Source organism: Acerihabitans sp., assembly GCF_036398755.1.
GTDB lineage: Bacteria > Pseudomonadota > Gammaproteobacteria > Enterobacterales > Enterobacteriaceae > Acerihabitans.
Window position 1 is genome coordinate 18,935 of sequence record NZ_DASWOM010000069.1, and the last position, 12,769, is coordinate 31,703.

General features: G+C 57.3%; 14 protein-coding genes. 7 read left to right on the plus strand and 7 right to left on the minus strand.

Annotated elements, in window-relative coordinates:
- Window positions 1-74: 74 nt before the first annotated feature.
- Window positions 75-509 (minus strand): MarR family winged helix-turn-helix transcriptional regulator, encoded by a 435-nt coding sequence (locus VGC33_RS11335; RefSeq protein ID WP_331120863.1) that lies wholly within the window; start codon window positions 507-509, stop codon window positions 75-77.
- A gap of 129 nt (window positions 510-638) precedes the next feature.
- Between VGC33_RS11335 and VGC33_RS11340 the strand changes: the two genes are divergently transcribed.
- Window positions 639-1,835: a multidrug effflux MFS transporter gene (locus tag VGC33_RS11340; RefSeq protein WP_331120864.1), complete on the plus strand. Its 1,197-nt coding sequence runs from the start codon at window positions 639-641 to the stop codon at window positions 1,833-1,835.
- A 32-nt stretch (window positions 1,836-1,867) separates the two neighbouring features.
- On the opposite strand, the gene VGC33_RS11345 is transcribed toward VGC33_RS11340, so the two are convergent.
- Window positions 1,868-3,154, minus strand: coding sequence for a D-amino acid dehydrogenase (locus tag VGC33_RS11345; RefSeq protein WP_331120865.1), 1,287 nt, complete (start codon window positions 3,152-3,154; stop codon window positions 1,868-1,870).
- A gap of 277 nt (window positions 3,155-3,431) precedes the next feature.
- Here VGC33_RS11345 and VGC33_RS11350 point away from each other — a divergent pair, with 277 nt between their 5' ends.
- Window positions 3,432-4,967: a SpoVR family protein gene (locus VGC33_RS11350; protein ID WP_331120866.1), complete on the plus strand. Its 1,536-nt coding sequence runs from the start codon at window positions 3,432-3,434 to the stop codon at window positions 4,965-4,967.
- Between the two features lie 64 nt (window positions 4,968-5,031).
- Here VGC33_RS11350 and fadR read toward each other — a convergent pair whose 3' ends face one another.
- Window positions 5,032-5,751 carry a fatty acid metabolism transcriptional regulator FadR gene (fadR, locus tag VGC33_RS11355; protein WP_331120867.1) on the minus strand — a complete coding sequence of 240 codons (720 nt, stop codon included), beginning with the start codon at window positions 5,749-5,751 and terminating at the stop codon, window positions 5,032-5,034.
- 387 nt (window positions 5,752-6,138) lie between these two features.
- On the opposite strand from fadR, the gene dsbB reads away from it, so the two are divergent.
- Complete coding sequence (gene dsbB / locus VGC33_RS11360) at window positions 6,139-6,669, plus strand: disulfide bond formation protein DsbB (RefSeq protein WP_331120868.1); 531 nt, start codon at window positions 6,139-6,141, stop codon at window positions 6,667-6,669.
- A gap of 221 nt (window positions 6,670-6,890) precedes the next feature.
- The gene (locus VGC33_RS11365; protein WP_331120869.1) at window positions 6,891-7,982 is read left to right on the plus strand and encodes an acyltransferase family protein; all 1,092 of its coding nucleotides are present in this window, start codon (window positions 6,891-6,893) and stop codon (window positions 7,980-7,982) included.
- 19 nt (window positions 7,983-8,001) lie between these two features.
- Here the strand turns inward: VGC33_RS11365 and ycgN are convergent, their stop codons facing one another.
- From ycgN to VGC33_RS11385, 4 genes are all read right to left on the minus strand, one after another.
- Window positions 8,002-8,448, minus strand: a complete 447-nt coding sequence (ycgN, locus tag VGC33_RS11370; protein WP_331120892.1) for a cysteine cluster protein YcgN — start codon at window positions 8,446-8,448, stop codon at window positions 8,002-8,004.
- A gap of 141 nt (window positions 8,449-8,589) precedes the next feature.
- Complete coding sequence (locus VGC33_RS11375; RefSeq protein WP_331120870.1) at window positions 8,590-9,246, minus strand: fumarylacetoacetate hydrolase family protein; 657 nt, start codon at window positions 9,244-9,246, stop codon at window positions 8,590-8,592.
- 93 nt (window positions 9,247-9,339) lie between these two features.
- Complete coding sequence (locus VGC33_RS11380; protein WP_331120871.1) at window positions 9,340-10,416, minus strand: lytic murein transglycosylase; 1,077 nt, start codon at window positions 10,414-10,416, stop codon at window positions 9,340-9,342.
- Window positions 10,417-10,539: 123 nt separating this feature from the next.
- Window positions 10,540-10,812 carry a YcgL domain-containing protein gene (locus VGC33_RS11385; RefSeq protein ID WP_331120872.1) on the minus strand — a complete coding sequence of 91 codons (273 nt, stop codon included), beginning with the start codon at window positions 10,810-10,812 and terminating at the stop codon, window positions 10,540-10,542.
- Between the two features lie 135 nt (window positions 10,813-10,947).
- On the opposite strand from VGC33_RS11385, the gene minC reads away from it, so the two are divergent.
- Genes minC through minE form a run of 3 tightly spaced genes read left to right on the plus strand, consistent with a single transcriptional unit; the run spans window position 10,948 to window position 12,739 of the window.
- On the plus strand, window positions 10,948-11,631 hold the full coding sequence (gene minC, locus VGC33_RS11390) for a septum site-determining protein MinC (protein ID WP_331120873.1): 684 nt from the start codon (window positions 10,948-10,950) through the stop codon (window positions 11,629-11,631).
- A 22-nt stretch (window positions 11,632-11,653) separates the two neighbouring features.
- Window positions 11,654-12,466: a septum site-determining protein MinD gene (gene minD / locus VGC33_RS11395; protein WP_331120874.1), complete on the plus strand. Its 813-nt coding sequence runs from the start codon at window positions 11,654-11,656 to the stop codon at window positions 12,464-12,466.
- A 3-nt stretch (window positions 12,467-12,469) separates the two neighbouring features.
- Window positions 12,470-12,739, plus strand: a complete 270-nt coding sequence (gene minE, locus VGC33_RS11400; protein WP_162365215.1) for a cell division topological specificity factor MinE — start codon at window positions 12,470-12,472, stop codon at window positions 12,737-12,739.
- The last annotated feature ends 30 nt before the right edge of the window (window positions 12,740-12,769 follow it).

Below are 12,769 nucleotides of genomic sequence, written 5' to 3' on the forward strand. Positions count from 1 at the left end.
AAGGGCATCGGCGCGGGACGCACGGCCGGACCGCCCACCGGCGTGATTTTCCGTGGGGGCGACCGGCGGGCGCGTCAGGCCAGTGATTCGGTGGCGGCGTGGATTTTGGCCAGTACCTGCATGGCCACCTGCATATCCTGCTCGGCCACGTTCTCCAGTATCTCCTTGCCGATGGCATCGGCCTCCATGCGCACTTTTTCGTATAATGCCTTGCCCGCGTCGGTGACCACCAGTAATTTTTTGCGCCGATCCCGGGCGGTGGCAATGCGCTGGATCAGATCCAGCTTCACCAGGCGATCCACCATGGAGACGATGGTGGCGCCCTCGACGCCGAGTATCTGCGCCAGTTCGCTTTGCGACAGCGGCGCCTGCGCGCCGGCTATCGCCGCCACCGCCACCCAGCTGGCCTGGCTGAGGCCCAGGTATTTCAAGCGCCGGTCAATCGCCATGCGCAACGCCCGCGAGGTGAGATGCAATAATTTGGCAAAACTCTTATATTCAGTATCCATGGGGCCAGGTAACACATCAGAAACAATATGACAAAAATTATCATATATCAGGCGGCATGACCATTTTTCCTCTTTCCTTGCCCGCGGCCTGCCCCTATTCTTAAGCATGTTCTTTATATTTGGTTATTGATGCGAAAATTTCTGCTGTTGTTGCTGTTATTAGTGCTGCTGGGCCCGCTGGGCATCGACCTCTACCTGCCGGTTATCCCGGTGATCGCCCGGGGGTTGGGCGCGCCGCAGTCCCTGATCCAATCCACTATTCCGCTGTTTATCCTGGTGATGGGCGTCGGCCAGTTGCTTACCGGCCCATTGGTGGATTATTTCGGTCGCCGGCCGATGGCGCTGGCGGGCGTGGCGCTGTACGCCATCGGCGCCGCCATGGCGGCGCTGGCCCAGCAACCCGCCGTGTTTCTCGGCTCCCGGGTCATCCAGGGCCTGGCGGTATGCTGCACCACCGTCGCCTTGTTCAGCTGCGTGCGCGACCGGCTCAATGGCGACGACGCCGCCCGCGCCTTCAGCTTCCTGAACGGCACGCTGAATATCGTGCCGGCGCTGGCCCCGCTGGCCGGCGGGCTGCTGGCGCAGTGGTTCGGCTGGCGCGCGCCGTTCTGGGCGCTGACCGCTTATGCCATGGTGGTACTGGCGCTCATCGCCTGGGGCCTGCCGGAAACCCGCCCCGGCAATACCCTGCGCCGCCTGGGCCTGCCGGTGAACGCCTATTTGGCCATTCTCCGGCAACGGCGCTTTCAGGTATTTTCCCTGGTTAATACCGGCGCCATGGCGATGGCGCTGACCTATGTGTCGCTTTCATCCCAGGTGCTGATGGGCGTGGCCGGGTTGACGCCGCTGCAGTTTTCCCTGGCTTTCGGCGCCAATGGGTTCTGGATCATGCTGGTCAGCGTCATCGCCAATCGGGTGATTCGCAAAGCGGGCCGCCCGGCCTGCCTGACCATCGGCGCCCTGCTGATGGCGCTGGGCGGTTTAACGCTGCTGACCAGCGTCGCCTGGACGCCGCCTGCGTGGCAAACCCATTGGCTAAGCTATATGCTGCCGGTGGCGGTGGCCTGTTCCGGGCTGGCCTTCCTGATGGGGCCCGCCGCCAGCTACGCGCTGGAACCGTATCCCAATCAGGCGGGCGTGGCGGCGGCGCTGAACGGTTTTGTCCAGATGGCGGGGGCCGCCGCCGTCAGCCTGGCGTTTATCGCCCTGCCGCTGCCGCCCCGCCTGGCGTTGGCGCTGGTCATGTTATTGGGCGCGATATTTGCCGGCAGCGCCCGCCTGCACACCCGGCGCATGTCGGCCACGCTGACCTCGCTGCGGCGGTAGCACCGGCGGCGGTTTGCCCCGCCGCCTGACCATCAGGCCATTTTCGGTTCCACGCCCGCCCTGAAGTTGCGGTCATAGCGGGCGACCGATAAATCATCATACGGAATTTCCGGCCGCGCGCCGCTGATGATATCCGCCAGCAGCCGCCCCGATCCGCAGGCCATGGTCCAGCCGAGGGTGCCGTGTCCGGTGTTGAGATACAGGTTTTTCACAGGCGTAGCGCCGACGATGGGCGTACCGTCCGGCGTCATCGGCCGCAGACCGGTCCAGAACGTGGCCTGTTCGATATGCCCGCCGCGCGGAAACAGATCGCGCACCACCATTTCCAGCGTGTCGCGCCGGGCTTTTTCCAGCCCGGTGTTGAAACCGACGATTTCCGCCATGCCGCCGACCCGGATGCGTCGATCGAAACGGGTCACGGCGATTTTGTAGGTTTCATCCAGCACCGTGGACACCGGCGCGCCCTGTTCGTCCGCCAGGGGAAGGGTCAGGGAATAGCCTTTGAGCGGGTAGACCGGGATATCGATCAGATCCCGCAGCAGGGCGGTAGAGTACGAACCCAGCGCCATCACATAGGCGTCGGCCTGCAGCAGCTCGCCATCGCACGCCACCCCGGCAATCCGATTGCCGGCGCGCATCAGCCCGGTGACGTTGCAATTGTACTGAAATTCAACCCCTTGCCCGGCGGCCATGGCGGCCAGACGTTGGGTAAACAGCTGGCAATCGCCGGTTTCATCATTCGGCAGCCGCAGCCCGCCGCTGAGCTTATGCGCCACGCCCGCCAGGGCCGGTTCGACGCCGGCCAGCTGATGGGATTCCAGCAGTTCAAAAGGCACGCCTTCATCGCGTAACACGGCGATATCTTTGACGGCGCCGTCATATTGCTGCGCGGTGCGAAACAGCTGCAGCGTGCCCCCCTGGCGGCCTTCGTAGGCGATGCCGGTCTCGTCGCGCAGCGCCTTAAGGCAATCGCGGCTATACTCCGCCAGACGCACCATGCGGCTTTTATTGATATAATAATGGTGACTGTCGCAGTTGCGCAGCATTTGCCACATCCAGCGCAGCTGGTGATCGCTGGCTTTCAGCCGGATTGCCAGCGGCGCATGGCGCTGGAACATCCATTTTATGGCTTTTAACGGTATTCCCGGCGCGGCCCAGGGCGCGGCATAGCCGGGAGAGATTTGTCCGGCGTTGCCGGCGCTGGTTTCCTGCGCCGGGCCGGGCTGGCGATCAAGCACCACCACGCTGTGTCCCGCGCGGGCAAGATACCACGCGCTTGCCACGCCGATGACGCCACTACCCAGAATAATGACCCGCATGTTTATCCAATCCTAAGGCGCTCATTGCGCAACTCGATGTCGTGGCGAAAAAGCGGTTGGCCCGCCAAAACTTACGGGGTCGGCCAGCCGGAAAGAGGGGATGTATCCCACCCTAAAATACTCAGCCGTGGGGTTATTTCAAGGGCAATACGCTATTAACCCGGGATTATCGCGCGCGGATTAAATTTGGCGCGGTAAGCGCGTCATTTTCATCTTGCACTAGGATTAATTATAAGCCAGCATGATGAAGTGCTGTCTGTAACAATGAGGTGCGCTGATGACGATTTCTCTTGACGAAAGTTTTAAGGATACCACTTGTCTTAGCGATGGACCCGACTGGACATTTGAACTGCTGCAGGATTATCTGGATGAGATTGACCGGGTGGCGAAGCTTTATCGGCTGGAAACCTATCCCCACCAGATAGAAGTGATTACCTCCGAGCAAATGATGGACGCCTACTCCAGCGTCGGCATGCCGATTAATTACACCCACTGGTCGTTCGGGAAAAAATTTATCGAGACCGAACAGCGTTACAAACAGGGCCAGCAAGGGTTGGCGTATGAAATTGTCATTAACTCCAACCCCTGTATCGCCTATCTGATGGAAGAAAACACCATGACCATGCAGGCGTTGGTGATGGCGCATGCGTGTTACGGCCATAATTCCTTTTTTAAGAATAACTATTTATTCCGCAGCTGGACAGATGCCAGCTCCATCGTTGATTACCTGATCTTCGCGCGCAACTATATTACCAAATGCGAAGAACGTTACGGCGTCGAGCAGGTGGAACAACTGCTCGATTCCTGCCATGCGCTGATGAACCACGGCGTCGATCGCTATAAACGTCCGCAGAAAATTTCGCTGCAGGAAGAAAAATCACGGCAAAAGAGCCGTGAGGAATATTTGCAAAGCCAGGTCAACGAACTGTGGCGCACCCTGCCCCGGCGCGAAAAAGAAGAGCTGCCGGCCCAGGCCAGCCGTTATCCCCATGAGCCGCAGGAAAACCTGCTGTACTTTATGGAAAAAAACGCCCCGCTGCTCGAGCCGTGGCAACGCGAGATCCTGCGCATCGTGCGTAAGGTGAGCCAATATTTTTATCCGCAGAAACAAACCCAGGTGATGAACGAGGGTTGGGCCACCTTCTGGCATTACACCATTCTTAACCATCTGTACGATGAAAAAAAGGTGACCGATCGGTTTATGCTGGAGTTTCTGCACAGCCATACCAACGTGGTCTACCAGCCGCCCTATAACAGTCCTTATTACAGCGGCATCAATCCCTATGCGTTAGGCTTTGCCATGTTCCAGGATATCAAGCGCATCTGCCAGTCGCCAACCGAGGAAGACAAGCATTGGTTCCCGGATATCGCCGGCAGCGACTGGCTGGAGACCCTGCATTTCGCCATGCATAATTTCAAGGACGAGAGTTTTATCAGCCAGTTCCTGTCGCCCAAGATCATGCGCGACTTCCGCTTGTTTACCGTACTGGATGACGATCACAATAATTACCTGGAAATCGCCGCCATTCACAATGAGGAAGGGTATAGGGCAATACGCCAGGAGCTGTCGTCGCAATATAACCTGAGCAACCTGGAGCCGGATATCCAGATTTGGAATGTTGATCTGCGCGGCGACCGTTCGCTGACGTTGCGTTACACCCCGCAAAATCGAGCGCCGTTGGCCAAAAGCCGGCGCGAGGTGATGAAGCATATTCACCGGCTGTGGAATTTTGACGTGTATATGGAGCAGGTGAACGATGACGGGAATGTCGAGCTGATTGAGCGCTGTCCGCCGCGTTCTATTCCACTGTGATACGGGACGGCGCCTGGCTGCCGGGCGCCGTATTATCACCGACCTTCGCTACCCGCCGGTGCGTTCAGCGCCGGAGTTCGGCGATATCGCGCGGAATGGTGGACTGCATGCTGTCCCATATCATGCCGCTTTCTTTGCCGTAATGACGCACCAGGTCGATCACCTGATCGTACAGGCCGTCACGGCACAGCGCCGCCAGATGCATGTAAAAATTGCGCGCCAGCTCGCGCGCCTGGGGATTGGAGAAATAATAGCGCCCCACCCGCAGGTATAGGCCCTTCAGCCCGTTGAAGATCAGGCCGTAAATGGGATTGCCCGACGCATAGGCCAGCTCATGGAAGATCCGATAGTCCATCTCGGTAAACGCATCCGCCTGGTCTTCCAGATCTTTGGCCTGGGCCAGCACGTTTTGCGCCTTGTCCGGATAAAAGCGCACCGCCATGCGGATAAAAATTGAGGCGATACTGGTACGCACCGACAATAAATTATCAATCAGCTGCGGCACGCTGTCATGGTCGAGGCGGGCCAGGGTCTCCAGAATGTTCAGCCCGGAGGTTTCCCATACGTTGTTCACCCGGGTGGGCTTGCCGTGCTGAATAGTCAACCAGCCGTCGCGGGCCAGTCGCTGCAAGACTTCCCGCAGGGTGGTGCGGGTGACGCCTATCACATCGGACAGCTCGCGCTCCGCGGGCAGGATTGAACCTGGCGGGAAATGATTGTTCCAAATACTCTCAATCAGATACTCCTCCGCAAAACCGGCAGGACTCTGCGCCTTTATGACCATAATGTTATGTTCCGTAGCAGCATGCGTATGTGAGCTAAAAACGGCCTAATGATATCAGAACGTACGAACCCGATATACAGCCTATAGGATAGTAACAGCAAAACTCTGACATGAAGGGCAATAAAATGTCATGTCCGTCTCATTACCGGCGGGATTAACCGCTGCCGGCGTTCAGCGGCCCCCTCCCTTTTGCCCTCGACGCGACGAATTCAGCCCAAGCGGCCTCACAAAATAGCGGCCCTGAAAATACCGAACCCCATTAGATTGAATAAAAGAGAAACAAGTCTGATATCAAGTTGCCTATTGTGAAAAAAAGACGCTGGCTTCTGTCTTTAATTGATTTAAACTGCGTGTTTAAAAGCAACCAACCGGCCTGGATAATAATGTATGTTGCAATTCTTTAACCGCTGCTCACGAGGGCGTGGTGCCTGGGTATTATTGGCGCTTACCGCCTTGGCCCTGGAGCTGGTGGCGCTTTATTTTCAGCATGTGATGTTATTAAAACCCTGTGTGTTGTGCATTTATCAGCGCTGCGCGCTATTCGGCATTTTGGGTGCGGGCATCGTCGGCGCCGTCGCGCCGTCCACCCCCCTGCGTTACGGTGCGTTGATTATCTGGCTATATAGTGCATGGGAAGGCCTGATGCTGGCGATGAAGCATACGGATATCCAGCTGAATCCCTCGCCGTTTGTTACCTGTGATTTTTTTGTCAGTTTCCCCTCCTGGCTGCCGCTGGATAAATGGCTGCCGGCGATATTCAGCGCCACCGGGGATTGCGCGGTTAGACAGTGGCATTTCATGTCGCTGGAAATGCCGCAATGGATGATCGTGATTTTCGGCGCCTACCTGCTGGTCGGCGTGCTGGTTCTGGTGGCCCAACCGTTTCGCCCCAAAAAACGCGACCTGTTTAACCGCTAAATGAAATAAAACCGCGCCGGGGCGGCTGCGATATGACCTATGCCGCCCCGGCGGGAGTTTCGCCGGCGGCTGGTTTTAGGCTGCCCCGGCGACAGATACCTCACCCTGGCATGCGCGAAAGTGAAATCGTACATATTTCCCGCAATTTCACTCGTACCCGGCGGCGGCACCCGCTACCCTCCTTTTTAGTTGGTCACCTCATCGCCGCCCGGGAGTCACGCATGCCCGTTACAGCCAAAAAAATCCAGTGGATTAATTCCCTCAAGGGGATCTGCATCTTGCTGGTGGTGCTGAACCATGTCATCACCACCAGCTATATCCCCTCGCTCGCGCTGATTGACGGGCATTTGTTTATCACCAGGGCCTGGGTGGCGATTAACCATTACCTGGTGCCGCTGCGCATGCCGGCGTTTTTTTTCATCTCCGGCCTGCTGGCCGCGGACGGCGTTATCAACCGCACCTGGCATGAGGTGATGACTAAAAAAGCGGTCAACCTGTTTTATCTTTATCTGTTATGGTGCGCGGTGCAGTGGCTATGCGTGACGTTTATCAATCGCGAGCTGGCGTTTGACGATTGGCGGCTGATGGCGCATAACGCCGCCTATGCGGTTTCCACCGGACAATTCCTGCTGTATGTGGCGGCGGCAATGTCCAGTCCCTGGTACCTGTACGCGCTGGCCCTGTATTTTCTGGTCTGCAAACTGGGGCTGCGCCATTGGCGGGTGTTGCTCATCCTGGGCGCGCTGCTTAATTACGCCTGCGTTCTGGGACTGGTGCCGTGGTGGGGGCCGGCAAGCGTTGCGCAAAACGGGATTTTTTTTATCGGCGGCTGTTTCCTCGGCGCGCGTATCGTCGCCCTGCTGGCGGATAAACGCTCCCGTCTGCTGCTGCTGGCCTCGCTGGCCGCTGCGGCGCTGGCCCATTGGGTATTCGCCATGGACAAGAGCCTGTTTACCAGCGCGTTGGCGGTGTGCATAGCCATACTGCTTTGCCAGTGGGTTAATCGCTACTGGCGCTGGCATAACGGCTTGTTGGCGGTGCTCAACTGGATAGGCAAAAATACGCTGCAAATTTATGTGCTGCACAAACTGCTGACCGAGCTGCTGGCCGTGCCGATGCTGGGCGCGCTGGCGCGCTTCCATGCGTTTGACCACCGGCTGTTTTCGCTGTTTTGGCAGGCGGCCTATCCCCTGGCGGCAACCTCGTTATGCACCGCGGGAGCGATAGGCATCTGGTGGACGCTGAACCGCGGCGTCGGACGGGTACTGTTCCAGTATCCTTCCCTGATGCGCGCGGAAAGGGCGCTGGGCTAGTCCAGCGCCGCCTGGCCGCTTAACGCGCCCAGGACGGCTTGTTCAGGATGTGATCCTGCCAGTCGGTGACTTCGCTTTCACGCACCGCGATATAGCGCACCGAAATGCGTTCGCCGTGCATCGCGGCCTTGGAGCCGGTGATAAGCGGATGCCACTGCGGCAGGGGTTTGCCTTCCTCCTGTAACCGATAGGCGCAGGTGGGCGGCAGCCAGTCGAAGGTCAGCAGGTTTTCGCGCGTAAGCTTGATGCAATCCGGTTCATACTCAAAACGCGTGTCGTAATGGCGGCACTGGCAGGTTTTGATATTCAGCTGGTTGCAGGCCACGTTGGTGAAATAGACCTCCTCGGTGTCGTCGTCAATCAGCTTATGCAGGCAGCAGCGGCCACAACCGTCGCACAACGATTCCCATTCGTCGTCGGTCATCTCGGCCAGGGTTTTTTCTTGCCAAAAGGGGCGGCTTGTCATCATGGTATCCGGTTAGGCGACGGGCGCGTGGGTATAATGACCCGCGCGGGATTAAAGCGGCCGATGTTATAAACCATTCGGCGGCAGGACGCTATTTTATGTGCCGTCTCGCGATGACGCAAGGCGGCGATGGCGTCGGGATCAGATAATGCGGGTGTCCAGCGTCAGATCGTTGAGGGACACGGAAAGCAAATCGCCCGACTGCAGCCTGGCCACGCCCTGCGGCGTGCCGGTCAGGATGATATCGCCGGGGCGCAGGGTAAAAAAACGGCTCATATAGGCAATCAGCGGCAGGATGGCGGTAATCATGTCGCGCGTATTGCCCTGTTGCCGAATGTCGTTGTTCACCTTGAGCGTCAGCGTGGCCTGCTGCGCGTCGCCAAACTCCGCCACCGGGATAAAGCCGGAAATCGGGCAGGAACCGTCAAAACCTTTGGCTTTTTCCCAGGGTTGTCCGGCTTTTTTAAATTTTGCCTGTAGTTCCCTGAGCGTCAGGTCGAGCGCCACGCCATAGCCGGCGATGGCGCGGGCCACATGGGCCTCGTCGGCATGCTTGAGCGGCATGCCGATCAACACCGCAAGCTCCACTTCATGATGCACTTCCCCTAAATCGGCGGGAATGGCAATCGGCTGGCGGATATCGCACAGGGCGGTCTCGGGTTTGATAAACAGCACCGGCTCGGTGGGCGTGGCGCTGCCCATTTCCTTGATATGATCGGAATAGTTGCTGCCGACGCAGACCACTTTACTCGCCGGAAAATCCAGTAACGCGCCTTGCCAATCGCGATGTTGATACATGTCACATGTCTCCTGCCATTAAATGATGAGTCAATTATCTATTAACTTGCGCCATTATCATACCTGAGTCGCCGCCAAGCTTCATGGTGGTCGTTATTGATCCAGGGCGTCAGCCAGCGTACCAATACTGATGGCAAAATAATAGGAACGGTTCCAGCGCATCAGGGTGCGGAAATTATCATAAACCAGGAACGCCCGGCTTTGATTGTCGTCCGGAATAATCACCCAGGCGCGCTGCGACGAGGCCGGCAGGGCGCCGCCGTCGGCCTGGAGCACGCCCTGCCCGCTCCAGGCGCCCACCGTTTGCGCCTGCGCGTCTTTCAACCCGGCGGACCGGGCCTGGAACCCCGCCGGCAGGCGGACTTCCCGACCCCATCCCTGCCCGGGTTTCCATCCTTCCGTGGCCAGATAGTTGGCGGTTGAGGCGAACACGTCCATGACGTTATTCCAGATATCTATTTTGCCGTCGCCGTCGCCGTCGGCGCCATAGCGCAGATAGGAACTGGGCATAAACTGGCTCTGGCCCATGGCGCCGGCCCACGACCCTTGCAGCTCCCCAACGCCTATCTCGTTTTGCTCAAGTATCCGCAGCGCGGCGAATAATTCGCTTTTGAAGAACTTTTCACGCCGCCCCTCAAACGCCAGGGTTGACAGGGCGGAGACGACGTCCTCATGTCCCTGGATTTTGCCAAAGCCGCTTTCCATGCCCCACAGCGCCACGATAAAACGCGCCGGCACGCCGTAACGGCCGCTGATGGCCTCCAGCTGCGCCCGGTAGTCCAGGTATTGCGTCCGCGCCTGCTCTATCTTCCAGTCCGGCAGCACCCGCCGCAGGTAATCATCCAGGGTGACCTTATTTTCAAGCTGATTGCGATCGGAACTGATGACCCGGTCGACGAAATGCGTTTGCGCAAAAGCCTGGTTTACGACGTCGGCGTTAATGCCCTGCGCCAGCGCCTCGGCTTTCAACTGCGCAAGATAGGCCGGAAACTCGGCCGGATCGCGGCTTTGCTGCGAAAGCAGGGTTTTGCCGTCCTGGGCGTCGGCTGCGGGGCCCGCCGGCTGCCGAGGCGCCACCGCCACCGCTTCGGCATTGGCGGAACGGGGCGGGTGGCCGCATCCTGCCAGCAGCAGTCCGCTTAGCAGGATATGAGTGGTGGATAATTTCATAAGGCTGATTCCCTGTTCATTCACGCGCTTTTTTGCCCGGAGCCTTACCCGCAGCAGACATATTATAGCTACTGTAAAACGTAATCATGGTTCTCTAACCGCTTCCAGTGGATCAATGATCAGTTATTTGGCGCGGGTATTATGATGTTGAACCAATAAATTTTCGACGGGAGGTGGTAATTGCAGATAAAAACCCTGATCGGTCAGGCTCTGTTTGACTTTATTTATATCCGCCGCGACCAGTTTTTTGCTACCATTTAATGGGAACAGCATTGACAGCACCGGCTTACCGAAGCGGGCCATTAAATCGGGCGGCACCCTGGAAAAATCATCTTTTTTTTCTATATAAAGATAAGTTTGATCTTGTTTGGTACTTCGGTAGATCACACAAAACATATTTTTTACCTGGTTTACATGGTTTAGTGTCTTGCCTGTATATAGCAGTAACTATAACATGCATGCAGTGCTTCGGAATATCGCTTACCGGTAGCTTGCCGGGAAAATACATGAGTCAAGACTGAGTCAGGATAGATGTCACAGACGCCCATTGAGTTAAAAGGCAGTAGTTTTACCTTATCGGTAATTCATGTTCATGACGCCCAACCTGAGGATATTCGTCAGGCATTACAGGAAAAAATAGAACAGGCACCGACTTTTTTGAAGGATGCGCCGGTGGTTATCAACGTCTCCACCCTGACGCGGGACACCGACTGGGAACAGCTGCGCCAGACCATCCTGTCCACCGGCCTGCACGTGGTCGGCGTCAGCGGATGCAAGGACGATCGGCTGAAACAAGCCATCGTGCGCAGCGGCCTGCCGCTGCTAAACGAGGGCAAGGCGCCAAAACGCGCCGCGCAGGCGGCGCCTGCCGTCACGGCTACGGCATTGAAAACCCGGCGCATTGATAGCCCGGTGCGTTCCGGCCAGCAGATCTACGCGCGCGATTGCGATCTGATCGTCACCAGCAGCGTCAGCGCCGGGGCCGAACTTATCGCCGACGGCAATATACATATTTATGGCATGATGCGAGGCAGGGCGTTAGCGGGTGCGTCGGGAGATGCGCAGTGCCAGATATTCTGCACCCATCTTTCCCCTGAACTCGTTTCCATCGCCGGTCAGTATTGGTTAAGCGATCAGATCCCGGCTGAATACGCGGGTAAAGCCGCCCGACTCAGCCTGCAAGATAATCAGCTAACCATTCAACCTTTAAATTAAGCCCTTGACAAGGAATCCATTTATGGCACGCATTATAGTTGTTACTTCGGGCAAAGGGGGCGTTGGCAAAACCACATCAAGCGCGGCCATTGCCACCGGCTTGGCCCGGAAAGGAAAAAAAACCGTGGTGATCGATTTTGATATCGGTTTACGCAACCTGGACCTTATCATGGGCTGCGAGCGGCGCGTGGTGTATGATTTTGTCAATGTCATCCAGGGCGACGCCACCTTGAACCAGGCGCTGATAAAAGATAAGCGCACCGACAATCTGTACATCCTGCCGGCGTCGCAAACCCGTGACAAGGATGCCCTGACGCGCGAGGGCGTGGAGAAAATCCTTAACGACCTTGGCGAGATGAATTTTGATTTTGTGGTCTGTGATTCGCCGGCCGGCATCGAAACCGGGGCGTTAATGGCGCTGTACTTTGCCGATGAGGCCATTATCACCACCAACCCGGAAGTGTCGTCGGTGCGTGACTCGGACCGTATCCTCGGTATATTGTCGTCGAAGTCCCGGCGCGCTGAAAATGGCCAGGACCCGATTAAGGAGCATTTGCTGCTGACCCGCTATAACCCCGGGCGCGTAAACCGCGGCGATATGCTGAGCATGGAAGATGTGATCGAAATACTGAGAATTCCCCTGCTGGGCGTCATCCCCGAGGATCAGTCCGTATTGCGGGCGTCCAACCAGGGCGAGCCGGTGATACTCGATGCGGAGTCTGATGCCGGCCAGGCGTATTCGGATACGGTTGACCGCCTGTTAGGAGAAGAACGTCCCTTCCGCTTCATTGAAGAAGAAAAGAAGGGTTTCTTAAAACGCCTGTTTGGGGGATAAACCATGGCCTTACTCGATTTTTTTCTCTCCCGTAAAAAAACGACAGCCAATATAGCCAAGGAACGGCTGCAGATTATCGTTGCGGAACGCCGGCGGGGCGATAGCGAGCCCCATTATCTGCCACAGCTGAAACGCGACATACTCGAGGTCATTTGCCGCTATGTGCAGATCGATCCTGAAATGGTCTCCGTGCAGCTTGAGCAACGGGAAGGCGATATTTCCATCCTGGAGCTGAACGTGACGCTGCCGGAAGCGGAAGAAACACCGAAATGATCCCACGTCGATAATCCCCCTGCCAATGCG